The following is a 21667-nucleotide window of genomic DNA, read 5'->3' as shown; positions in this document are numbered from 1 at the left end:
CCGCCTCCTGTCACGGGCGCGTCATCGAGCAGGTAGACGCCATCTCCGTGCGCTGCGCCGGCACCGCGAGTACCGTCCGGAAGCCGTAGCCCGAGCCCTCGTTGTCGAAGCGCACGCCCGGCGTGCCGGCCTTGTCCATCTCCATCACGTAAAGGGGCTGGATCAACTGATGATCCTGCGCGCGCATTCGCGCCCCGTGGAAGCCGTCGTCGAACGACAAGCCCTCGAGCGCACGCGCGACCGCCACGGGGTCGGCCGAGCCCGCGCGGTTCATCGCGGCGGCCAGCATCTCGATCATCAGGCTCATTCGTCGCACCGGATAGTCGTCCTGGGCGGCCGGAAAACGGTTCCGGAACGCGCGGTAGAACGCGTCGGATTTCGCGCCGCCCGCGTTCGGGTGCCAGTCCGCCACGGCCACGACCCGCCCCACACCGGCGTCGCCGAGCGCGGCCGGCGCACCGAGGCTATTGCCGTAGAAGGTATAGAACTTCGCATTCAGCCCCTGCTCGCGCGCCGCCTTCACGAGCAGCGTGAGGTCATTGCCCCAGTTGCCGGTCACGACGGCGTCGGCGCCGCTCGCACGGATCTTCGCGACGTACGGCGAGAAATCCTTGATCCGGCCGATCGGGTGGAATTCGTCACCGGCGATCGCCACGTCCGGGCGCCGCGCAGCCAGTGCCTGCCGGGCGAGCGTGCTGACGTCGCGGCCGAAACTGTAGTCCTGGTTCAGCAGGTAGACCTTGTGGAGCGCGCGGTCGCGCGCCATCACGTCCGCGAGCGCGGCCATCCGCATGCCCGCGTGCGCATCGAAGCGGAAATGCCAGAAACTGCAGCGCGCGCCGGTCAACGCCGGATCGTCGGCCGAATAGTTGAGGAACAGCATCCGGTTGTCCGGATCGCGCGCGTTCAGCTTGTCGAGCGCCGCGACGAGCGCGGCCGCGACGGCCGAACTGTTGCCCTGCGTGACGAATCCGATATGACGGTCCGCGGCCACGCGCAACTGCACGAGTGCCTCCTCGGGGCTGCCCTTGCTGTCGAGCACGACGAGTTCGAGCGGATGCGCGCCGTCGCGCAGCTTCACGCCGCCCGCCGCGTTGACCTGCTCGACGCCGAAGCGCAAGTTGCGCTCGACCGCCGCGCCCGCATTCGCGAACGGGCCCGACATTCCTTCGATCAGCGCGATCCGCACCGGCTCGCCGCCGGCAAACGCCGACGACACCAGCATCCATCCTGCACTCAACGCGAGCGCGCCCCGCTTCCATCCCTGCATCGGCCACCTGCCCTTCAATCTGCCCGAGAAGCGCGGATCATAGGCCGGCGCCCCCGCCGCCCGCAAGCGCGGCGCGCCCGGCGATCCGCACCGATTTTTTCCGCGCGATGCGCGGTCGCGCGCCGTCCGTGATAAAACGGCACCTGTTTCCGTGTTCAGGAGAATCCCCATGCGCATTCGCATTTCCGCGCGCCTGCCGGTGCTGGTCGCCAGCGCCGCCGCACTGCTGGCCGGCTGCGCGCAACCGTGGCAGCAATACCAGGCCGGCCAGGACGAGTCGGCGATCGTCGCACGCATGGGCCCGCCGCGCGAGATCTACGACCTGCCCGGCGGCGGCAAGCGCCTGATGTGGCCGACCCAGCCGATGGGCGAAATCACCATCGCGGCCGACGTCGACGCGGCCCACAAGATCGTCAACGTGCGCCAGGTCCTGCAGCCGAACGAGTTCTATCGCGCAGAGATCGGCAAATGGACGAAGACCGACGTCCTCGTCAACTTCGGACGCCCCGTCGAGACGTCCTACTTCCCGCTGATGAAGCGCGAGGTGTGGACCTACCGGTATCTCGAGGACAACGTCTGGTACATGATGTACAGCTTCTATTTCGATCCGCAGGGCATCCTGCGCACGACGCAGAAATCACCCGACCCGCTGCACGACCCCGACCGCCGCAACCTGTTCTGACCGATTAAGCATTCAAGCGCAATTTTCACCATGGCCATTCATGAATCATTGCGTGAATGGCCATTTCCTTTTTTCCGCCTCCCTATTAATTCGGAAAATGTGACAGAAATCTTTTCCGATCGATGACATTCCAATGGCATCACGCTGACATCCCCGTCATACGGGCCTTTTCCCGAAAACAGGCACGCGCAGTGCATGTCATGCGGCGAATTGGTGCACGCAATGCACTACGCCAAATCAATTTGAAACAAATTGTTTCAGTACACCCGAAGTGCTAGGGCATACCCCTAATATCAGTCCAAACTCAACCTTTCAATTTAGAAAGAATGCTATTGCAGCAATTTTGCCGATATTCGCTTGCCTTTATCACAAAGGAGTCCTCATGAATCGCCCCAAGAGCATGCTGGTTGCCAACATCGCCTGGGCCCGCGAAACGCGCGAACACACGCCCGGCTTCTTCGACGCGCTCGCGCGCGGCCAGAACCCGCGCGTGCTGTGGATCGGCTGCGCCGACAGCCGCGTGCCAGCCGAGACCATCACGCACAGCGCGCCCGGCGAGCTGTTCGTCCATCGCAACATCGCGAACCTGTTCCATCCCGACGACGACAATTCCGCCAGCGTGCTCGAGTACGCGGTACGCGTACTGCAGGTCGACCACGTGATCGTGTGCGGGCACTACGGTTGCGGCGGCGTACGCGCATCGCTGCTGCCTCCGCCGTCCGACCTGCCGCACGTCGCGCGCCGCATTGCACCGTTGTGCGCGCTCGCGCGACGCCATCGCGACACGCTCGACCAGCTCGACGACACGGCCGCCGCCGACCGCCTCGCCGAACTCAACGTGCTCGAACAGGTGCAGCTGCTGCGTGCGTCCCCGATCGTGCAGGGCCGCGAACGTCCGCCGCTCGTGCATGGCTGGATCTTTTCACTCGCCGACGGCCGCCTGCTGGAGCTCGATTCCGGCTATACGACTCCGCCTGTCGACGTCGAGCCGGTGCAGGCCGCGACGGCCGATGCGCTCGGCTGACCTACCCCGCCCCCAAAGCCAATGAAATCGCCCCAACCATGAAACTGAACGAGCGCCTGTCCACCCTGCCGCGCGACATCGTCGCCGGCATCGTCGTTTTCCTCGTCGCGCTGCCGCTCTGTCTCGGCATCGCCAATGCGTCCGGCGTCGAGCCGTTCGCCGGACTCGTGTCCGGCATCGTCGGCGGCATCATCGTCGCGCTACTGAGCGGCTCGTCGCTGTCGGTCAGCGGGCCGGCGGCCGGCCTCGTCGTGATCGTCGTCGAAGGGATCGCGCAACTCGGCAGCTTCTCCGCGTTCCTGCTCGCGGTGCTGCTGTCCGGCGTACTGCAGTTCGGATTCGGCATGCTGCGCGCCGGCCGCTTCGCCGCCTATGTGCCGTCGCCCGTCATCAAGGGCATGCTCGCGGCGATCGGCCTCCTGCTGATCGTGAAGCAGATTCCGTTCGCCTTCGGTATCGGCGGGTCGGCCGCGCAATCGTTTGCGAATTGGCCGGGCCTGCCTGTCGCGTGGGCCGCGACGGCCATCGCGCTCGCCTCGCTCGCGCTGCTGGTTGCGTGGGACACGCCCGCGCTGCGCCGCTTCGCGTTCGTGCGTTCGGTGCCGGCCCCGCTCGCCGTGGTCGTGCTCGGCATCGGCGCCACGCTCGTGCTGGGTGTCGTCGCGCCGTCAGTTGCACCGGGCGCCGCCCACCGCGTGACGCTGCCCGAACTCGGATCGTTCGCAGCCTTCGCGGCGTCGCTCAAGCATGCGGAGCTCGGCCCGAACTTCGCGCAGCTGGTCAATCCGGACGTGTGGCGCGTCGCGATCACGCTCGCGGTCGTCGCAAGCCTCGAGACGTTGCTGAGCCTCGAAGCGGTCGAGCAGATCGACCCGAAGCGCCGGCCGACCCAGCCTGACCGCGAGCTCAAGGCCCAGGGCGTCGGCAATCTCGTCGCCGGCGCGGTCGGCGGACTGCCGATTACGTCGGTGATCGTGCGCAGCTCGGTGAACGTCAATGCAGGCGCGCAAAGCCGGATGTCGGCGATCGTGCACGGGATGCTGCTGCTCGCGAGCGTGTTCGCGCTCACCGGCCTGATCAATCTGATCCCGCTCGCGAGCCTGGCCGCGATCCTGATCCACACCGGCTTCAAGCTCGCGAAACCGGCGCTGTTCCGCTCGGTGATGAAACAGGGGCCGGCCGCGTTCGTGCCGTTCGCCGCGACGATTGCCGGCGTGCTCGCGGTCGACCTGCTGTTCGGCATCGCGCTCGGCCTTGCCTGCAGCGTGCTGGCGGTCGCCGTCGCGAATCTGAAGAGCCCCGTCACGCTCGCGCAGCACGACGACCACTTCCTGCTGTCGTTCCGCAAGGACGTGTCGTTTCTCGGCAAGGTTCAGGTCAAGCATCACCTGCGACACATTCCCGACCGGGCCGCGGTGATCATCGACGCGTCGCGCGCCGACTATATCGATCACGACGTGCTCGAACTGCTCGACGCGTTCGTCGCCGATGCGCCGCGACGCGGCATCGCGGTCGAGTTCCGACGGCGCAGCCCGGCGCCGCGCACGGCCACGCGCCGCTGGCTGTTCCGTGCGCCGGCCGCCGAATGAGCAACGCATGAAAAACGCCCCGGCGACGCAAGGCCGCACGGGGCGTTTCGGTGATGCGCAGCGCGCTGCGCTTATGCGCGCTGCGGATTGACCTTGTCGTCCTTCGAATGCAGCTTGTTCAGTGCGGAGATGTACGCCTTCGCGGATGCGGCGACGATGTCCGGATCGGTGCCGACGCCGTTGACGATCCGCCCGCTCTTCGACAGCCGGACGGTCACTTCGCCCTGCGCCTGCGTGCCGGTCGTGATCGCGTTCACCGAGTACAGCAGCAGCTCGGACCCGCTGCCGACTTCGCCCTCGATCGCATTGAACGTCGCGTCGACCGGGCCGTTGCCGCGCGCTTCACCGGTCACTTCCTTGCCTTCGACCGCGAACACGATTTTCGCCTGCGGTTGCTCGCCCGTCTCCGAACGCTGCGACAGCGACACGAACTTGAAGTGCTCCTGCTCGTGCGCGAGCGCCGATTCCTCGGACACGATCGCGATGATGTCTTCGTCGAAGATCTCGGCCTTGCGGTCGGCCAGATCCTTGAAGCGCATGAACGCAGCATTGAGTTCGCTCTCGCTGTCGAGCGCCACGCCGAGCTCCTGCAGGCGCTGCTTGAACGCGTTGCGGCCCGACAGCTTGCCGAGCACGATCTTGTTCGCGGTCCAGCCCACGTCTTCCGCGCGCATGATCTCGTAGGTGTCGCGCGCCTTCAGCACGCCGTCCTGGTGGATGCCCGATGCGTGCGCGAACGCGTTCGCGCCGACCACCGCCTTGTTCGGCTGCACGACGAAGCCGGTGATCTGCGACACGAGCTTCGACGTCGGCACGATCTGCGTCGTGTCGATGCCGACGTCGAGGCCGAAGTAGTCCTTGCGGGTCTTCACGGCCATCACGATTTCTTCGAGCGACGTGTTGCCCGCGCGCTCGCCGAGGCCGTTGATCGTGCACTCGATCTGGCGCGCACCGCCGATCTTCACGCCGGCGAGCGAGTTCGCCACCGCCATCCCGAGGTCGTTGTGGCAATGCACCGAGAAGATCGCCTTGTCCGAGTTCGGAATGCGCTCCCGCAGCGTCTTCACGAGGTTGCCGTACAGCTCCGGCACGCCGTAGCCGACCGTGTCGGCAATGTTGATCGTCGTCGCACCTTCCGCGATCACGGCTTCCAGCACACGGCACAGGAAGTCGAGATCCGAGCGGCTGCCGTCTTCCGGCGAGAATTCGACGTTGTCGGTGAACTTGCGCGCGAAACGCACCGCGAGACGCGCCTGCTCGAACACCTGGTCCGGCGTCATCCGCAGCTTCTTCTCCATGTGCAGCGGCGACGTCGCGATGAACGTGTGGATCCGCGCGCTGTTGGCCGGCTTCAGCGCGTCAGCGGCACGCTGGATGTCCTTGTCGTTGGCGCGCGCCAGCGAGCAGATCGTGCTGTCCTTCACGAGGCCGGCGATCGTGTGGATCGCGTCGAAATCGCCGTTCGAGCTGGCGGCGAAGCCCGCTTCGATCACGTCCACCTTCATCCGCTCGAGGTGCTTCGCGATGCGGATTTTCTCTTCCTTCGTCATCGACGCACCGGGCGATTGTTCGCCGTCACGCAACGTCGTATCGAAAATGATCAGCTTGTCTGTCATGGGGGGCTCCAGGGCTCTTTATACGGAAGTCAAACGTAACGAGATCGCGCCACCGCTGGCGACGCTCGACAACAGACGAAGCTTGACGGGGGGCGAGAACGGTCAGCGCGGCAGGCGCGCCAAAGCTAGCGCGCGTAGCGGCGCACCGGCTAGAAGGAGGGAGAGGCGGGAAAATGCAGTCATGCCAAAGACTATAGCGACATTCCGTTGGGCGCGCAATCGGACGGCGCCCGGGGTTTCCGGCGGCACGGGTCGAACAAGGGACAAATGAAAACGGCGGCCCCGAGGCCGCCGTTTCCGGGCAAAGAATGCGCGTGCGTCAGTGATCGCGCTGCGACGAGCGCGCCGGATTCGCGCGCCCGCGGATCGCCATGTAGGCCCAGAACACGTAGCCGGACAACCCGTACAGCACGAACAGGCAGAACAGCATCAGCGGCGGATCGGACGACACGAGCACGAACGCGACGACGACCAGCAGGATCGCCGCGAACGGCACGCGGTGCCGTACGTCGAGCGCCTTGCCGCTGTAGAACGGCGCGTTCGACACCATCGTCACGCCCGCGTAGATCGTCAGCGCGAACGCGACCCACGGCAGCCAACCGAGCTTCATCGGCACGCGGTTGTCGGTGGCGAGCCACACGAAGCCCGCGATCAGCGCGGCGGCGGCCGGGCTCGGCAGCCCCTGGAAGAATCGCTTGTCGACGCTGCCGATGTTCGTATTGAAGCGCGCGAGGCGCAGCGCAGCGCCCGAGCAATACACGAACGCGGCGAGCCAGCCCCAGCGGCCGAGATCCTTCAGCACCCACTCGTACATCACGAGCGCCGGCGCGACGCCGAACGACACCATGTCCGACAGGCTGTCGAACTGCTCGCCGAACGCGCTCTGCGTATGCGTCATGCGTGCCACGCGCCCGTCCATGCCGTCGAGCACCATCGCGACGAAAATCGCGATCGCGGCAATCTCGAAGCGCACGTTCATCGCCTGCACGACCGCGAAGAAGCCGCAAAACAGCGCGGCGGTCGTGAACGCGTTCGGCAGCAGGTAGATGCCGCGCGTCTTCAGGAACCGCTGGCGCGCGGCGCGGCGGCTCTCGATGGGCACCGGATCCTGTGCCATCACCTTGTTGCGCCGGAACGGTCGTGGCGTCTGGCCGGCGCCGTTGCGCGGCCGACGCGGTTTGAATGCGGCCATCGTGCGCCCCGCCGCTTACTGTTCGAGCTCGGCGAGGATCGTCGACGACGCGTAGACCTTCTCGCCGATCGACACCTTCGCGCGGCTGCCGAGCGGCAGGTACACGTCGACGCGCGAACCGAAGCGGATGAAACCGTAGCGCTGGCCGCGCGACAGCGGTTCGCCCGCGCGCACGTAGCAGAGGATCCGGCGTGCGACGAGGCCGGCGATCTGCACGGCGGTCACGGTCTTGCCGCTCGCCGTCTGGATCACGACCGCATTGCGCTCGTTCTCGGTCGACGCCTTGTCGATCGCCGCGTTCAGGAACGCGCCCGGGAAGTACTCGACCTTGGAAATCGCGCCATCGACCGGCGAACGCTGCGAATGGACGTTGAAGACATTCATGAACACGCTGATCTTCAGCGCTTCGCGGTTCGCGTACGGGTCTTGCGCGGTCTCGACCGCGACGATGCGGCCGTCCGCCGGGCACAGCACCGCGTTCGGCTGCGCCGGGATCGGGCGCTGCGGGTCGCGGAAGAACTGGACGACGAAGACGAGCAGCAGCCAGAACGGCCACGCGAAGCCGAAGCCCCCGACAGCATGGATCAACAGCGCGATGACGGCTGCAATCGCGATGAACGGCCAGCCTTCGCGCGCGATGATCGGATGAGGATAGTTCATGGATTCGTTCTGTGTTCGGTGAATTGCAAAGCCCGTAGGATAGCAAAAGCCGCCCGGGGCACTGCTGCCTTCGGGCGGCTTTTTGGTACCGGCCCTCTATTCGAGGGGCCGGAACAGCACGCGGTGCTTAGTTCTTCGACTGGTCGACGAGCTTGTTCTTCGCGATCCACGGCATCATCGCGCGCAGCTTCGAGCCGACCTGCTCGATCTGGTGCTCGGCCGTCAGGCGGCGGCGCGACTGCAGCGTCGGCGCGCCTGCCTTGTTCTCGAGAATGAAGCTCTTTGCGTACTCGCCCGTCTGGATGTCGGTCAGGCACTGCTTCATCGCCTTCTTCGTCTCTTCCGTGACGATGCGCGGGCCCGTCACGTACTCGCCGTACTCGGCGTTGTTCGAGATCGAGTAGTTCATGTTCGCGATGCCGCCTTCGTAGATCAGGTCGACGATCAGCTTCAGTTCATGCAGGCACTCGAAGTACGCCATTTCCGGCGCGTAGCCTGCTTCGACCAGCGTCTCGAAACCCGCCTTGATCAGCTCGACGGTACCGCCGCACAGCACGGCCTGCTCGCCGAACAGGTCGGTTTCGGTTTCTTCACGGAAGTTGGTTTCGATGATGCCTGCACGGCCGCCGCCGTTCGCTGCCGCGTACGACAGCGCGATGTCGCGTGCCGCGCCCGACTTGTTCTGCGCAACCGCGATCAGGTGCGGCACGCCGCCACCTTGCGAGTACGTGCCGCGAACCGTGTGGCCCGGTGCCTTCGGCGCGATCATGATCACGTCGAGATCGGCGCGCGGGATCACCGCACCGTAGTGGACGTTGAAGCCGTGCGCGAATGCCAGCGCCGCGCCCTGCTTGATGTTCGCGTGGACTTCCTTCGCGTACACGTCGGCGATCTGCTCGTCCGGCAGCAGCATCATCACGACGTCGGCGCTCTTCACCGCTTCCGCGACTTCCTTGACCGACAGGCCGGCGTTTTCGGCCTTGCTCCACGACGCGCCGCCCTTGCGCAGGCCGACCGTCACGTTCACGCCGCTGTCCTTCAGGTTCAGCGCGTGTGCATGGCCTTGCGAGCCGTAGCCGATGATCGTGACTTGCTTGCCCTTGATGAGGGAGAGGTCAGCGTCTTTGTCGTAGAAAACGTTCATGATGGTTCCTTCGCTAATTCAAAAATTCAACAATTCGTTCGGATGGAGTACTGCGGGCCGGGACATGACGGCGCACCCGGCGTGCCTGTCTGGCATCACACCTTCAGGATGCGCTCGCCGCGTCCGATGCCGGAGCTGCCGGTGCGCACGGTCTCTAGGATCGCGCCCGCGTCCAGCCCCTGGATGAATGCGTCGAGCTTGTCGCTCGCGCCCGTCAATTCGATCGTGTAGGTCTTTTCGGTCACGTCGATGATGCGGCCGCGGAAAATGTCCGCCATCCGCTTCATTTCTTCGCGCTCCTTGCCCACTGCACGTACCTTGATCAGCATCAGCTCGCGTTCGATGTGTGCACCGTCGGTCAGGTCCACCACTTTCACCACCTCGATCAGGCGGTTCAGATGCTTCGTGATCTGTTCGATCACGTCGTCGGAGCCAATGGAAACGATGGTGAGCCGCGACAGCGATTGGTCTTCGGTCGGCGCCACCGTCAAGGTTTCGATGTTGTAGCCGCGTGCGGAAAACAGACCGACCACGCGCGACAGCGCGCCCGGTTCGTTCTCCAGCAGGACGGAAATGATGTGTCTCATGTTCGCTTCTTCCAGAATGTGTCCGTGTCGATTCACTCGCGCCGCGCGCTGCCGCGTGCCGCACCGCCCTTCGTGAAGGCGGCCGCATCGGGCTCGGGCGCGCGTCGCGCCGTTACAGATCTTCCGATCCGAGCAGCATCTCGGTGATGCCCTTGCCGGCCTGTACCATCGGCCAGACGTTTTCGGTCGGATCGGTCTGGAAGTCGAGAAACACGGTGCGGTCCTTCAGGCGCAGCGCTTCCTTCAGCGCCGGCTCCACATCCGAGGTCTTTTCGATCCGCATGCCGACATGGCCGTACGCTTCGGCGAGCTTCACGAAATCAGGCAGCGCATCCATGTACGAATGCGAATAGCGCTTGCTGTATTCGATCTGCTGCCACTGGCGAACCATGCCGAGATAGCGGTTGTTCAGCGAAATGATCTTCACGGGCGTGTCGTACTGCAGGCAGGTCGACAGTTCCTGGATGCACATCTGGATCGAGCCTTCGCCCGTGATGCACAGCACGTCGTCGTCCGGGTGCGCCATCTTGACGCCCATCGCTGCCGGCAGGCCGAAGCCCATCGTGCCGAGGCCGCCCGAGTTGATCCAGCGACGCGGCTTGTTGAAACGGTAGAACTGCGCCGCCCACATCTGGTGCTGGCCGACGTCCGAGCACACGAACGCATTGCCGTCCGTCAGCTCCCACGCCTTCTCGACCACGTACTGCGGCTTGATGATCTCGCTTTCGCGGTCGTACTTCAGGCAGTCCTTCGAGCGCCAGCCCTCGATGTCCTTCCACCATTGCGCGAGCGCCTCGGTGTCGGGGCCATGCTCGGCCGTCTGCAGTTGCTCGATCAGCTCCTTCAGCACTTCCTTCACGTCGCCGACGATCGGGATGTCGACCTTCACACGCTTCGAGATCGACGACGGGTCGATGTCGATGTGGATGATCTTGCGCGGACGCGACGCGAAGTGCGCCGGGTCGCCGATCACGCGATCATCGAAGCGGGCACCAATCGCGATCAGCACGTCGCAGTGCTGCATCGCCATGTTCGCTTCGTAGGTGCCGTGCATGCCGAGCATGCCGAGGAATTTCTTGTCCGACGCGCGATAGCCGCCGAGGCCCATCAGCGTGTTCGTGACCGGGTAGCCGAGCAGGTCCGCGAACTGGTTCAGTTCGCGCGACGCGTCGGCGAGGATGATGCCGCCACCCGTGTAGATGTACGGACGCTTCGCCGTCAGCAGCAGCGACACGGCCTTGCGGATCTGGCCCGAATGGCCCTTCGTGACCGGGTTGTACGAACGCAGCGACACGCTCTTGACGGGCTCGTATTCGCACGGCGTCTTCGAGATGTCCTTCGGGATGTCGATCAGCACCGGGCCCGGACGGCCGGTGCGGGCGATATAAAACGCCTTCTTGACGGTTTCCGCGAGGTCGCGCACGTCCTTCACGAGGAAGTTGTGCTTCACGCACGGACGGGTGATGCCGACGGTGTCGCACTCCTGGAAGGCATCCTGGCCGATCGCGGCCGTGGGCACCTGGCCGCTGATCACGACCATCGGGATCGAATCCATGTACGCCGTGGCGATGCCGGTCACCGCGTTGGTGACACCGGGGCCCGACGTCACGAGACAGACGCCGACATTGCCGGTGGAACGCGCATACGCATCGGCTGCGTGCACGGCCGCCTGTTCATGGCGCACCAGCACGTGCTGAATCTTGTCCTGCTTGTAAAGCTCGTCGTAGATGTAGAGTACCGAGCCGCCGGGGTAGCCCCAGATGAATTCGACGTTTTCATCGGCCAGTGCCTTCATGAGCACGGTACCGCCGATGGAGTCGCTATCGGGAGGGGAAAGGGGTTCCGACGTGGAGAATTCCGCGCTGGGCATGTTCATTTTGACCTTTCGAATTTTCGGCAAAAAATTGATCGGGTGCTCTCTGCCGGGCTTGTGGCTCGGGTTCAAGCGGCGCGTCCAGTTTGAAGGGCAGGCTTCTTGGGCCAGCCTCAAATGAGACCATCACTTCATGTTGCGAATCGTTGACGATAGCGGGTCGCGATTGGGTCGTCAAGCAAAATATCCCGCACCGCATCATGGGCGCCGCCCGGCACCCCGCCGCCGCGGCTCGCGCGCAACGCGCGGCGCCCAACCCGGTGCCAAGCGGCGCGAAAATTTGATAGCATCCGCGGGTTTTACGAAATTTTTCGACCTTTTACACCACGCAGCGGCCCGCAGCGCATACCTTCACGGAATGGCATCAGACAAGGAACTCGCCGACTTTCTGGCGGGCGTCGAAAGGCGCGCGTTCAAGCAGGCTGCGTACGCCGTGCGTGACGACGATGCGTCGCTCGACATCGTGCAGGACGCGATGATCAAGCTTGCGGAGAAGTACGGCGACCGGCCGGCGGCCGAGCTGCCGCTGCTTTTTCAGCGGATCCTGCAGAACGCGATCCACGACTGGTTCCGCCGGCAGAAAGTCCGCAACACGTGGGTCACGCTCTTCTCGTCGCTGAACAACAGCGACGACGAAGACTTCGACCCGCTCGAAACACTCGAATCCGCGGACGACAACGCGGGCGTCGAAAGCAGCGAGCACCGCCTCGAACGTGAGCAGGTTCTGGCCCTGATCGACGAAGAAATCCAGAAACTCCCGGCACGTCAACGGGAAGCGTTCCTGATGCGTTATTGGGAAGATATGGATGTCGCCGAGACTGCCGCCGCAATGGGGTGCTCCGAGGGCAGCGTGAAGACGCACTGCTCACGGGCCACCCACACGCTGGCGCACGCGCTCAAGGCCAAAGGAATCACGCTATGAGCTCCGCTCCCGCAAATCGAGAACACGAATTCGCGTTGAAGGTTCGCCGCGCGCTGGACGAGCGCGCGGCCGACCTGCCTGCCGCGACCACCGACCGCCTGGCCATCGCCCGCCGGGCTGCGCTCGCGCGCAAGAAGCCCGAAGCCGCGACCGTGCCGGTGTTCGTGCCGGCCTTCGCCGGCGCGGCCGGTGCGTACGGCACGGCACCCGCGAGCCGCCCGCAGGCGTCGTTCGCGCGCCGCCTGCTGCGCGCGTGGCCGCTGGCGCTGCTGCTCGCGGGGCTCGTCGGCATCGCCTACTGGGAAGACATGCAGCGCACCGCCGAACTCGCCGACATCGACGCGGCGATGCTCAGCGACGACCTGCCGCTCAACGCGTATCTCGATCACGGGTTCAACGCGTATCTGTCGCGCGCTCACTAACAGACAATAACGAGGGGATCGCACGGGTGAGTCAGAAGCGCGGCCTGGCCGTATTTTTCGGATGCGTAATCGCGATCGCCGTTTCCTACGTCGCCACGTACCCACGATTCCACCCGGCCCCCGCGACGACCACCGCCGCGGCCACCAGCCCTGCCGCGCCCGCATCGGCCGCGACCGGGCTGACCACCGAGCTGCCCCCGCTGCCCCTTCCCCTGCCGCTGCCGGCCGCTACCGGCCCGCTGTCGTGGGCACGCCTCACGCCGGCACAGCACGCGGCACTGGCGCCGTTTGCCGACCAGTGGGACGGCTTCAGCGACGCGCGCAAGCGAAAATGGCTGAAGATCGCATCGCGTTTCGCGAAGTTGACGCCCGATGACCAAAAACGCCTGCAGGACCGGATGACCGAATGGGCGAAGATGACGCCCGAGCAGCGCCGCGTCGCGCGCGAGAACTACCAGAGTGCGAAGGAGCTTTCCGCGCAGGCGCGCGAGCGTGCGTGGAAGGCATACCAGCAACTCCCGGAAGAGCAGAAGGAACGTCTCGCTGCCGCCGAGCGCCGCCGCCGGCCGAGCGTCGTCAGCGCGCCGCCGACCGTCGCCGACCGGGACGTGCGCCGCCTCGTCAATTCGCACGAACACCCGGCAAGCGGCCCGGCCACCGCACCGGCGCCCGTCTCGGCCGCCGTCGCGCCGCCGGTACCCGCATCGTCGACGGCCGGCACCGCATCCGCGCCGGCTGCCGTGGCGCCGGTGTCGCCCGCCGACGCGCCCTCGCTGTTCAAGGGCTCCTGAACGCCCGTGGCGAACGCCCACGCACCTGAAACCCCGGCCGCCGCGCCGTCCGTGCGACGGCGTCTCGCCGCGCTGCTCTACGAAGGTGTGCTGCTGTTCGGCGTGGTGTTCTTCGCCGGGCTCGCGTTCAGCCTCGCGACGCAGCAACGCAACGGCCTCGTCCATCACAACCTGCTCGCCGCGTGGATCGCGCTCGTGGTCGGCGCGTACTTCGTCTGGTTCTGGACGCACGGCGGCCAGACGCTGCCGATGAAGACCTGGCGGCTGCGGCTCGAATCGTCGAGCGGCCGGCCGCTGAGCGCGGGCCACGCGCTCGTCCGCTATGCGCTCGGCTGGCTGTGGTTCCTGCCGCCGCTCGCGCTGCATCCGCTCCTTGGCCTGTCGGTACCCGTCACGCTCGCGCTCACCGCCGCATGGATCGCCGTATGGGCCGGCGCCGCGCGACTGCACGCCGGCCGCCAGTTCCCGCACGACCGGATCGCACGCACGCGCGTCGTCGCGATACCGCGCTGACGCGCCGCATTCACCAGACGAAAACACCTCGCCTCCGCGACTCCCGCCCGGCCCGACCGCCTTGCCGGACAATGGTCGGCGGTTCCGTACGGCAGGTTACGCAACGCCCCGTCGTTCAGTGCTAAACACCCTGCGGCGGGCGTAATAAGAACGTCTCGTGACTGTCATGGCACAGTCACGCCCGCATGGCGGAATGCCGGTAATGTCAACCGGCGCGAGTCATGCATGGGCCAGAAATCGTCCGCCACGTCCCTGTTCCGTCACCCCATCGGCGCCCGCGCCGCCACAGCTTTCCTGTCCGGTTCCGCCACGGCCGACGGTCTGGTGTCGCAAGATCCGCCTGCCGGGCACGCCACACAGCATGACGACCCCGACTCGTCGGTCCATCGCTACCGCACCATCTGGCTGTCCGACATCCATCTCGGCTCGAGCGGTTGCCAGGCGCCGTACCTGCTCGACTTCCTGCGCCACAACGACTCGGAGTACCTGTACCTCGTCGGCGACATCATCGACGGCTGGCAGCTGAAGAAGGGCTGGTACTGGCCGCAGGCGCACAACGACGTCGTGCAGAAGATCCTGCGCAAGGCACGCAAGGGGACCCAGGTCGTCTACATCCCCGGCAACCACGACGAAGGCGCGCGGCAGTTCTGCGATCTCGCGTTCGGCGACATCCAGGTGCGCGGCGAGGCGTTCCACACGACGCTCGCGGGCAAACGTTTGTGGATCGTGCACGGCGACCTGTTCGACGGGGTGATCCAGCACGCGAAATGGCTCGCGTACCTCGGCGACACGCTCTACACGCTGATCCTCGTGCTGAACCGCTGGTTCAACCGGATCCGCAGCCGGCTCGGCTTCCAGTACTGGTCGCTGTCGCAGTACCTGAAGCACCAGGTCAAGAACGCCGTCAACTTCATCTCCCAGTTCGAGACCGTGATGACCGACGAGGCGCGCCGCCGCGGCTGCGACGGCGTCGTGTGCGGCCACATCCACAAGGCGGAGATCCGCGACATCGACGGCGTGCTGTACTGCAACGACGGCGACTGGGTCGAAAGCCTGTCCGCGCTCGTCGAAACGATGGAAGGCGAACTGAAGATCGTCTACTGGACGGTGATGCGCACCGCACCGACGGAAACCACGTCGCGCAAGGCCAAGGCCACTGCCTGACATACCCCTACTTACAGGACAAAGCCGCGATGAAGATCATGATCGTCACCGACGCGTGGGAACCGCAGGTCAACGGCGTCGTGCGCACGCTGAAGAGCACGGCGCGCGAACTCACCGCGCTCGGGCACCGCGTCGAACTGCTGACGCCGCTGGAATTCCGCACGGTGCCCTGCCCGACCTACCCGGAGATCCGCCTGTCGATCCTGCCGTACCGCAAGCTGCGCGCGCGGATCGATGCGTTCGCACCCGACGCGCTGCACATCGCGACCGAGGGCCCGCTCGGACTCGCCGCGCGACGCTACGCGCGTTCACGCAAGCTGCCGTACACGACCGCGTACCACACACGCTTTCCGGAATACGTGCAGGCGCGCTTCGGCATCCCGCTCGCCGCGACCTATCGCTTCCTGCACTGGTTCCACGGCCCGTCGCTCGCGGTGATGGCGCCGACGCCGGTCGTCAAGCAGGACCTCGAGAAATTCGGCTTCACGAATGTCGTGCTGTGGACGCGCGGCGTCGATCTCGACGTGTTCCGGCCGATGGAATCGAAGGTGCTCAATACCGCACGGCCGATCTTCCTGTACGTGGGCCGCGTCGCGATCGAGAAGAACGTCGAGGCATTCCTGCGCCTCGACCTGCCCGGCTCGAAGTGGGTCGCGGGCGAAGGCCCCGCGCTCGCGGAGCTGAAGTCGCGCTATCCGGAAGCAAACTATCTCGGCGTGCTGTCACAAGCCGAGCTCGCCAAGGTGTATGCTGCGGCCGACGTGTTCGTGTTCCCGAGTCGCACCGACACGTTCGGCCTCGTGCTGCTCGAGGCACTCGCCTGCGGCACGCCGGTGGCCGCCTATCCCGTGACGGGCCCGATCGACGTGCTCGGCGAAGGCGACGCCGGCGCGATGCACGAGGACCTGCAGGAAGCCTGCCTCGAGGCGCTGAAGATCGAACGCACCACTGCGCGCGCATGGGCCGAACGCTTCTCGTGGCGCGCGGCATCCGAGCAGTTCGCGTCGCATCTGAAGCCGCTGCCGAAGACCGCGTACTCGCCAGCAGAAGGTGCCGCCGTTTGAAACGAGACCTGAACGACAAAATCCCGCCCCCCGACGCAACGCCGCAACGGCACCGCCCGTTCGACGAGGAAGAGCCGCACGCCGACGCGGACGTGCATGCGCACGAGCCGCTCGGCCCCGACGACCGGCTCGCGCCGCTGCCGCCGAACCCGTACAAGCGCCATCGCGGCATCACGCGCGCCTGGTACGCGCTCAAGCATTCGCTGAACGGTTTTCGCGTGGCGATCCGCGAGGAGAGCGCGTTTCGCCAGGAGCTCACGCTCGCTGCGCTGATGCTCCCGATCGGCGCGTTCGCACCGGTGCCGGCGGCATCGCGTGCGCTGCTGATCGCGTCGGTGCTGCTCGTGCTGATCGTCGAGCTGCTGAACTCGAGCGTCGAGGCGGCGATCGACCGCATCTCGCTCGAGCGTCACGAACTGTCGAAGCGCGCGAAGGACCTCGGCAGCGCAGCCGTGACGGTCGCGCTGTTCGCGTGCGTGACGACGTGGGGCTTCGTGCTCGGACCGGTAGTCGCACGCTGGCTCGGCTTCTAGACGGCTGCCTCGCGGGTATCCGGCGCAACGCCCGCGTGCGGCGCTGCACCATGCGCCGCGCGGGGCGGCGAACAGGAAATGCCCCGATGTGGCGAAACCCCGGTTTATAATCGTCCGCTAGACATAGAACAGCAACCCGCGCCGGACGAATCACGCAGCATCGATTGCAGCGCCCGCCAGTCCGGCACACACAGGGCCGGACGACATGGAAGCGAAACCTCCCCGCCGCACCCGCGAACGGATTCTCGAGTTGTCGTTGAAACTCTTCAACGAGATCGGCGAGCCGAACGTCACGACCACGACGATCGCCGAGGAAATGGAAATCAGTCCAGGCAACCTGTACTACCATTTCCGCAACAAGGACGACATCATCAACAGCATCTTCGCGCAGTTCGAGCAGCAGATCGAACGGCGGCTGCGCTTTCCCGAAGATCATCGTCCGACGATCGACGAAACCTGGTCGTACCTGCAGTACATGGCCGATTTCATGTGGACCTACCGGTTCCTGTATCGCGACCTCAACGACCTGCTCGCCCGCAACCGCACGCTCGAGACGCATTTCAAGCAGATCATCAGCCACAAGGTGCGCTTCGCGCGCGACATGTGCGAACTGCTCGTGTCCGACGCCGAGATGGTCGCGACGCCCGCCGAGATCGAGGTCATCGCCACCAACATGGCCGTCATTTCGACGTACTGGCTGTCGTATCAGTACGTGATGCATCCGCGCAAATACAACGACCAGGACGCGATCCGCGAGGAACTGCATCAGGTCAGCATGCACGTGATCTCCGTAATGGCGCCGTACCTGCGCGGCCGTTCGCGCCAGCTGTTCGACGATCTGGTGTCCGGCAAGCTGCCGAAGCGCCAGTTCACCGACTACCTGCCGCCGCGCGACGGCTCGCCGCGCCCGGCCGGCAGTCCGGTCACCACCGGGCAAGCCCCCGCCAAGGATTCCAAGCAATGAAGGCTGTTTGTGTTTACTGCGGCTCGTCGTCCGGCGTGCGGCCCGTCTATGCCGATGCCGCACGCGCATTCGGCCGCGCGCTCGTCGATGCGGGCCTCACGCTCGTCTACGGCGGCGGCCGGGTCGGCCTGATGGGCGTGATCGCCGACGAAGTGATGGCGGTCGGCGGCCGTGCGGTCGGCGTGATCCCCGAACTGCTCGTCGACAAGGAAGTCGGCCATACGGGGCTGTCGGAACTGCACGTCGTGCCCGACATGCACCACCGCAAGAAAATGATGGCCGACCTGTCCGACGCGTTCGTCGCGATGCCCGGCGGCGCCGGCACGCTCGAGGAGCTCTTCGAGGTCTACACGTGGGCGCAGCTCGGCTATCACCGCAAGCCTGTCGCGCTCTACAACATCGACTCGTTCTACGATCCGCTGATCGCGCTGCTGCGCCATACGGTCGACGAGGGCTTCATGCGTCCGGCCTATTTCGACGCACTGTGCGTCGAGTCGGAACCCGTCGAACTGATCGAGCGACTGCGCCGCTACCAGCCGCCCGCCCGCGACAAGTGGGCACCCGACGCGGCCAAGTAACCGTCACCGGAACCCGCACGCGATGACCGCACCGTCCGACCGAAAGGCCGTCCTCATCACCGGCGCGAGCCGTGGCATCGGCCGCGCGACCGCCGTGCTTGCGGCCGAACGCGGCTGGGACGTCGGCATCAACTACGCGCGCGACGCAGCGGCAGCCGAACTCACCGCGCAGGCCGTCCGCGACGCGGGCGGTCGTGCGTGCGTCGTCGCGGGCGACGTCGCGAACGAAGCCGATGTCGTCGCGATGTTCGACTCCGTCACGGCCGCATTCGGCCGCGTCGACGCGCTCGTCAACAACGCGGGCATCGTCGCGCCGTCGATGCCGCTCGCCGACATGCCGGCCGACCGGCTGCGGCGGATGTTCGACACCAACGTGCTCGGCACCTACCTGTGCGCGCGCGAAGCCGCGCGCCGGCTGTCCACAGACCGCGGCGGCCGCGGCGGCGCGATCGTCAACGTATCGTCGATCGCCTCCCGGCTCGGCTCGCCGAACGAATACGTCGACTATGCGGGGTCGAAAGGCGCGGTCGACTCGCTGACGATCGGCCTCGCGAAGGAACTCGGCCCGCACGGCGTGCGCGTCAATGCAGTACGCCCCGGCCTGGTCGAAACCGAGATTCACGCGAGCGGCGGCCAGCCGGGACGTGCGGCCCGCCTCGGCGCAACGACCCCGCTCGGCCGCGCGGGCGAAGCGCAGGAGATCGCCGAAGCGATCGTCTGGCTGCTGGGCGACGCGGCGTCCTACACGACCGGCGCCCTGCTCGACGTCGGCGGCGGCCGGTAATTCCGCACTGCGGCGCATCAAAAAACCGCCGCCCGCAGCGATCCGTCGTCACGACACCACAAATCTCCACAATTCCCTGACACGAACGGTAATCCACCGTAACAATTCCGTGGTCTACTAGCGGCATTCAGACAGGTGTCGTAAACGCCTGCCCGTTGGCCCTTGATGTGGCCCCAATCGGTCCTGCCCATGCCGCCGGACCGGCTCGACTCGACCCGAGACTCCTTCCATGCCCGGAACCGCAGCGCCCAGCCGGCGACGCACGTCTGTGCCCGCTCCGGCCCAGCACACCCGCTCGACCGCCGACGCCGACCTCACTGCGACGCTCGACGCGGCCGGCACGCCCGTCGTCGCCTCGACCGCCGCCACCAGCGCGACGCGCGAACGATCGCGCCTGCTCGGCTGGGGCACGTGGCTGTTCGTCGCCGCACTGATCTGCGCGTATACGCTGCCGGGCGTGCTCGGCCACGATCCGTGGAAGCAGGACGAAACCTACACGTTCGGCATCATCCAGCACATGCTCGAGACCGGCGACTTCGTCGTACCGACCAATGCCGGCCTGCCGTTCATGGAAAAGCCTCCGCTTTACGCGTGGGTCGCGACCAGCCTTGCATGGCTGCTGCAGCGCGTGATGCCGCTGCACGACGCCGCACGGCTCGCGAGCGCTCTGTTCGCCGCACTAGCATTCGGCTTCATCGCGCGCGCGGCGCGTGTCGCCAGCCGTTCAGACTCCTGGTTCGACCTGCGCGTGATCGGTCCCGTCGTGCTGAGCGCCGGCACGCTCGTCGTCATCAAGCACGTGCACGACATGATGACCGACGTCGCGCTGTTCGCAGGCACGGCGATCGCGTTCTGCGGACTGCTCGAACTCGTGATGCAGCACGTCGCGCGCGCGCAGCAGATGCGGCACGGGCTGCCGGTCCGGCCGTCGAGTCGCTGGGCCGCACCGACCTTCGGCGCGGGCGTCGGCATCGCGCTGATGACGAAGGGGCTGTTCGTGCCGCTCGTGTTTGCAGCCACGCTCGTCGGCGCGCTGGTGCTCTACCCGGCCTGCCGCACCCGCGCGTTCGCGCGCTCGCTCGGCGTCGCCGCACTGGTGTTCGCGCCGTTCGCGCTCATCTGGCCGACTGCACTGTTCCTGCGCTCCGAGACGCTGTTCATGACGTGGTTCTGGGATAACAACGTCGGCCGCTTCTTCGGTTTCTCCGTCCCCGAACTGGGCGCCGAAAACGACAAGCCGTTCTTCATCCTGCGTGCGTTCCTGCTCGTCGGCTTCCCGGTCGCGCCGCTCGCGATCGTCGCGCTCGCGCGCGGTGCGTGGCGCGACTGGCGCACGCCGCGCATCGCGCTGCCCGTGATGTTCGTGGCGATCGGGCTCGCCGTGCTGCAAGTGTCCGCGACGTCGCGCCAGCTCTACATCCTGCCGTTCTTCGCACCGCTCGCGCTGGTCGCCGCGCAAGCCATCGACCGCCTGCCGCACCGGCTGCATCTCGCGTGGGATTACCTGAGCCGCACCCTGTTCGGCACGGCCGCCGCGCTCGCGTGGGCGATCTGGGCGGTGATGGCTGATCCGGCCGCGTCGCGCGCGGATCTCGCGCTGCTCGGCCGCTGGCTGCCGCTCGACTGGACGATGCCGATCGAACCCGCGCTCGTGATCGGTGCGCTCGCGCTGACGGTCGGCTGGCTGACGCTGCTGCCAAAGCTGCGCGCGACCGGCGTGTGGCGCGGCGCGCTGTCGTGGGGTGCCGGCGCACTCGTCGCATGGGGGCTCATTTACACGCTGCTGCTGCCGTGGCTCGACGTCGCGAAGAGCTACCGCTCGGTGTTCGACGACCTGAACGCGCACCTCGCGCTCGAATGGAACGACGGCGACTGCATGGCGAGCCTGCACGGGCTCGGCGAATCGGAAGCGCCGATGCTGTACTACTTCTCCGGCATCCAGCACACGCCGATCGCCGACGCGAAGACGACGCGCTGCACCTGGATGATCGTCCAGGGCGTGCGGGCCGTCGATCCGGCGCCCGGCAACGAATGGAAACTGTTCTGGACGGGCGCCCGCCCGGGCGACAACGAAGAACTGCTGCGCGTATACGTGCGCACGCCCGAACAGCACGCGGAGTAACGCGGGAAGGCACGGCGCGTCGCCGTGCTTGCCCTCATGCCGGGCGTGGAGCGGTGAGCGCCACCGCCCGAGCAGCGAACAGCCATCGGGAAATGCGCGCCGCCGACCGGCGTTCCCCGCCGCCACTTGCCCGCGTGACTCCGCGGGCCGCCCCCCCTTCCCGCGTCACGCAA

General features: G+C 66.3%; 19 protein-coding genes and 1 pseudogene. 13 read left to right on the top strand and 7 right to left on the bottom strand.

The window, feature by feature from the left end:
• Positions 1 to 10 precede the first annotated feature (10 nt).
• Positions 11 to 1270 carry a branched-chain amino acid ABC transporter substrate-binding protein gene (locus C5O79_RS10060; RefSeq protein ID WP_122474207.1) on the bottom strand — a complete coding sequence of 420 codons (1260 nt, stop codon included), beginning with the start codon at positions 1268 to 1270 and terminating at the stop codon, positions 11 to 13.
• A gap of 169 nt (positions 1271 to 1439) precedes the next feature.
• Between C5O79_RS10060 and C5O79_RS10055 the strand changes: the two genes are divergently transcribed.
• Positions 1440 to 1952, top strand: coding sequence for a hypothetical protein (locus C5O79_RS10055; RefSeq protein WP_047852400.1), 513 nt, complete (start codon positions 1440 to 1442; stop codon positions 1950 to 1952).
• Between the two features lie 495 nt (positions 1953 to 2447).
• Positions 2448 to 4565: pseudogene (locus tag C5O79_RS10045) on the top strand (SulP family inorganic anion transporter); the annotation flags it as partial.
• Between the two features lie 71 nt (positions 4566 to 4636).
• On the opposite strand, the gene C5O79_RS10040 reads toward C5O79_RS10045, so the two are convergent.
• The 6 genes from C5O79_RS10040 to C5O79_RS10010 form a co-directional block, all read right to left on the bottom strand.
• Positions 4637 to 6181: a 2-isopropylmalate synthase gene (locus C5O79_RS10040; protein ID WP_039370571.1), complete on the bottom strand. Its 1545-nt coding sequence runs from the start codon at positions 6179 to 6181 to the stop codon at positions 4637 to 4639.
• A 319-nt stretch (positions 6182 to 6500) separates the two neighbouring features.
• Entirely contained in the window at positions 6501 to 7373 is an 873-nt protein-coding gene (gene pssA, locus C5O79_RS10030; protein WP_046544742.1) for a CDP-diacylglycerol--serine O-phosphatidyltransferase, read from the bottom strand.
• A 15-nt stretch (positions 7374 to 7388) separates the two neighbouring features.
• On the bottom strand, positions 7389 to 8033 hold the full coding sequence (locus C5O79_RS10025; RefSeq protein ID WP_011352710.1) for a phosphatidylserine decarboxylase: 645 nt from the start codon (positions 8031 to 8033) through the stop codon (positions 7389 to 7391).
• 127 nt (positions 8034 to 8160) lie between these two features.
• Positions 8161 to 9177: a ketol-acid reductoisomerase gene (gene ilvC / locus C5O79_RS10020; RefSeq protein WP_039370562.1), complete on the bottom strand. Its 1017-nt coding sequence runs from the start codon at positions 9175 to 9177 to the stop codon at positions 8161 to 8163.
• Between the two features lie 95 nt (positions 9178 to 9272).
• Complete coding sequence (ilvN, locus tag C5O79_RS10015) at positions 9273 to 9764, bottom strand: acetolactate synthase small subunit (RefSeq protein ID WP_011352712.1); 492 nt, start codon at positions 9762 to 9764, stop codon at positions 9273 to 9275.
• A gap of 112 nt (positions 9765 to 9876) precedes the next feature.
• Positions 9877 to 11640, bottom strand: a complete 1764-nt coding sequence (locus C5O79_RS10010) for an acetolactate synthase 3 catalytic subunit (protein ID WP_046544741.1) — start codon at positions 11638 to 11640, stop codon at positions 9877 to 9879.
• 355 nt (positions 11641 to 11995) lie between these two features.
• On the opposite strand from C5O79_RS10010, the gene C5O79_RS10005 reads away from it, so the two are divergent.
• From C5O79_RS10005 to C5O79_RS09955, 11 genes are all read left to right on the top strand, one after another.
• On the top strand, positions 11996 to 12559 hold the full coding sequence (locus tag C5O79_RS10005) for an RNA polymerase sigma factor (protein ID WP_039370555.1): 564 nt from the start codon (positions 11996 to 11998) through the stop codon (positions 12557 to 12559).
• Positions 12556 to 12981: a DUF3619 family protein gene (locus tag C5O79_RS10000; protein ID WP_046544740.1), complete on the top strand. Its 426-nt coding sequence runs from the start codon at positions 12556 to 12558 to the stop codon at positions 12979 to 12981. Before C5O79_RS10005 ends, C5O79_RS10000 begins: the two co-directional genes overlap by 4 nt.
• Before the next feature lie 26 nt (positions 12982 to 13007).
• Positions 13008 to 13772: a DUF3106 domain-containing protein gene (locus tag C5O79_RS09995; RefSeq protein WP_039370548.1), complete on the top strand. Its 765-nt coding sequence runs from the start codon at positions 13008 to 13010 to the stop codon at positions 13770 to 13772.
• A 6-nt stretch (positions 13773 to 13778) separates the two neighbouring features.
• On the top strand, positions 13779 to 14285 hold the full coding sequence (locus C5O79_RS09990; RefSeq protein ID WP_089473297.1) for an RDD family protein: 507 nt from the start codon (positions 13779 to 13781) through the stop codon (positions 14283 to 14285).
• Positions 14286 to 14510: 225 nt separating this feature from the next.
• Complete coding sequence (locus tag C5O79_RS09985; RefSeq protein WP_046544737.1) at positions 14511 to 15449, top strand: UDP-2,3-diacylglucosamine diphosphatase; 939 nt, start codon at positions 14511 to 14513, stop codon at positions 15447 to 15449.
• A 29-nt stretch (positions 15450 to 15478) separates the two neighbouring features.
• Entirely contained in the window at positions 15479 to 16513 is a 1035-nt protein-coding gene (locus C5O79_RS09980; protein WP_046544736.1) for a glycosyltransferase family 1 protein, read from the top strand.
• Entirely contained in the window at positions 16510 to 17046 is a 537-nt protein-coding gene (locus tag C5O79_RS09975; protein ID WP_039370536.1) for a diacylglycerol kinase, read from the top strand. The genes C5O79_RS09980 and C5O79_RS09975 overlap by 4 nt, the downstream gene beginning before the upstream one ends.
• 205 nt (positions 17047 to 17251) lie before the next feature.
• A complete protein-coding gene (locus tag C5O79_RS09970) occupies positions 17252 to 18010 on the top strand; it encodes a TetR/AcrR family transcriptional regulator (RefSeq protein ID WP_039370533.1) in 759 nt (252 codons plus the stop codon).
• Positions 18007 to 18588 carry a TIGR00730 family Rossman fold protein gene (locus C5O79_RS09965; RefSeq protein WP_046544735.1) on the top strand — a complete coding sequence of 194 codons (582 nt, stop codon included), beginning with the start codon at positions 18007 to 18009 and terminating at the stop codon, positions 18586 to 18588. The genes C5O79_RS09970 and C5O79_RS09965 overlap by 4 nt, the downstream gene beginning before the upstream one ends.
• A 22-nt stretch (positions 18589 to 18610) precedes the next feature.
• A complete protein-coding gene (locus C5O79_RS09960) occupies positions 18611 to 19372 on the top strand; it encodes an SDR family oxidoreductase (protein ID WP_046544734.1) in 762 nt (253 codons plus the stop codon).
• Positions 19373 to 19601: 229 nt separating this feature from the next.
• On the top strand, positions 19602 to 21494 hold the full coding sequence (locus C5O79_RS09955) for a glycosyl transferase (protein ID WP_122474210.1): 1893 nt from the start codon (positions 19602 to 19604) through the stop codon (positions 21492 to 21494).
• The last annotated feature ends 173 nt before the right edge of the window (positions 21495 to 21667 follow it).

The organism is Burkholderia sp. SRS-25 (assembly GCF_004343765.1).
GTDB lineage: Bacteria > Pseudomonadota > Gammaproteobacteria > Burkholderiales > Burkholderiaceae > Burkholderia > Burkholderia contaminans.
The sequence above is the reverse complement of the archived record's forward strand: the minus strand, read 5'-3'. Positions and strand labels throughout refer to the sequence as shown.

Excerpts from the sequence above, each read along its gene's own strand:
- C5O79_RS10060 (WP_122474207.1), bottom strand. The coding sequence starts at position 1,270 with ATGCAGGGATGGAAGCGGGGCGCGCTCGCGTTGAGTGCAGGATGGATG.
- C5O79_RS10055 (WP_047852400.1), top strand. The coding sequence starts at position 1,440 with ATGCGCATTCGCATTTCCGCGCGCCTGCCGGTGCTGGTCGCCAGCGCC.
- C5O79_RS10040 (WP_039370571.1), bottom strand. The coding sequence starts at position 6,181 with ATGACAGACAAGCTGATCATTTTCGATACGACGTTGCGTGACGGCGAA.
- pssA (WP_046544742.1), bottom strand. The coding sequence starts at position 7,373 with ATGGCCGCATTCAAACCGCGTCGGCCGCGCAACGGCGCCGGCCAGACG.
- C5O79_RS10025 (WP_011352710.1), bottom strand. The coding sequence starts at position 8,033 with ATGAACTATCCTCATCCGATCATCGCGCGCGAAGGCTGGCCGTTCATC.
- ilvC (WP_039370562.1), bottom strand. The coding sequence starts at position 9,177 with ATGAACGTTTTCTACGACAAAGACGCTGACCTCTCCCTCATCAAGGGC.
- ilvN (WP_011352712.1), bottom strand. The coding sequence starts at position 9,764 with ATGAGACACATCATTTCCGTCCTGCTGGAGAACGAACCGGGCGCGCTG.
- C5O79_RS10010 (WP_046544741.1), bottom strand. The coding sequence starts at position 11,640 with ATGAACATGCCCAGCGCGGAATTCTCCACGTCGGAACCCCTTTCCCCT.
- C5O79_RS10005 (WP_039370555.1), top strand. The coding sequence starts at position 11,996 with ATGGCATCAGACAAGGAACTCGCCGACTTTCTGGCGGGCGTCGAAAGG.
- C5O79_RS10000 (WP_046544740.1), top strand. The coding sequence starts at position 12,556 with ATGAGCTCCGCTCCCGCAAATCGAGAACACGAATTCGCGTTGAAGGTT.
- C5O79_RS09985 (WP_046544737.1), top strand. The coding sequence starts at position 14,511 with ATGGGCCAGAAATCGTCCGCCACGTCCCTGTTCCGTCACCCCATCGGC.
- C5O79_RS09980 (WP_046544736.1), top strand. The coding sequence starts at position 15,479 with ATGAAGATCATGATCGTCACCGACGCGTGGGAACCGCAGGTCAACGGC.
- C5O79_RS09970 (WP_039370533.1), top strand. The coding sequence starts at position 17,252 with ATGGAAGCGAAACCTCCCCGCCGCACCCGCGAACGGATTCTCGAGTTG.
- C5O79_RS09965 (WP_046544735.1), top strand. The coding sequence starts at position 18,007 with ATGAAGGCTGTTTGTGTTTACTGCGGCTCGTCGTCCGGCGTGCGGCCC.
- C5O79_RS09960 (WP_046544734.1), top strand. The coding sequence starts at position 18,611 with ATGACCGCACCGTCCGACCGAAAGGCCGTCCTCATCACCGGCGCGAGC.
- C5O79_RS09955 (WP_122474210.1), top strand. The coding sequence starts at position 19,602 with ATGCCCGGAACCGCAGCGCCCAGCCGGCGACGCACGTCTGTGCCCGCT.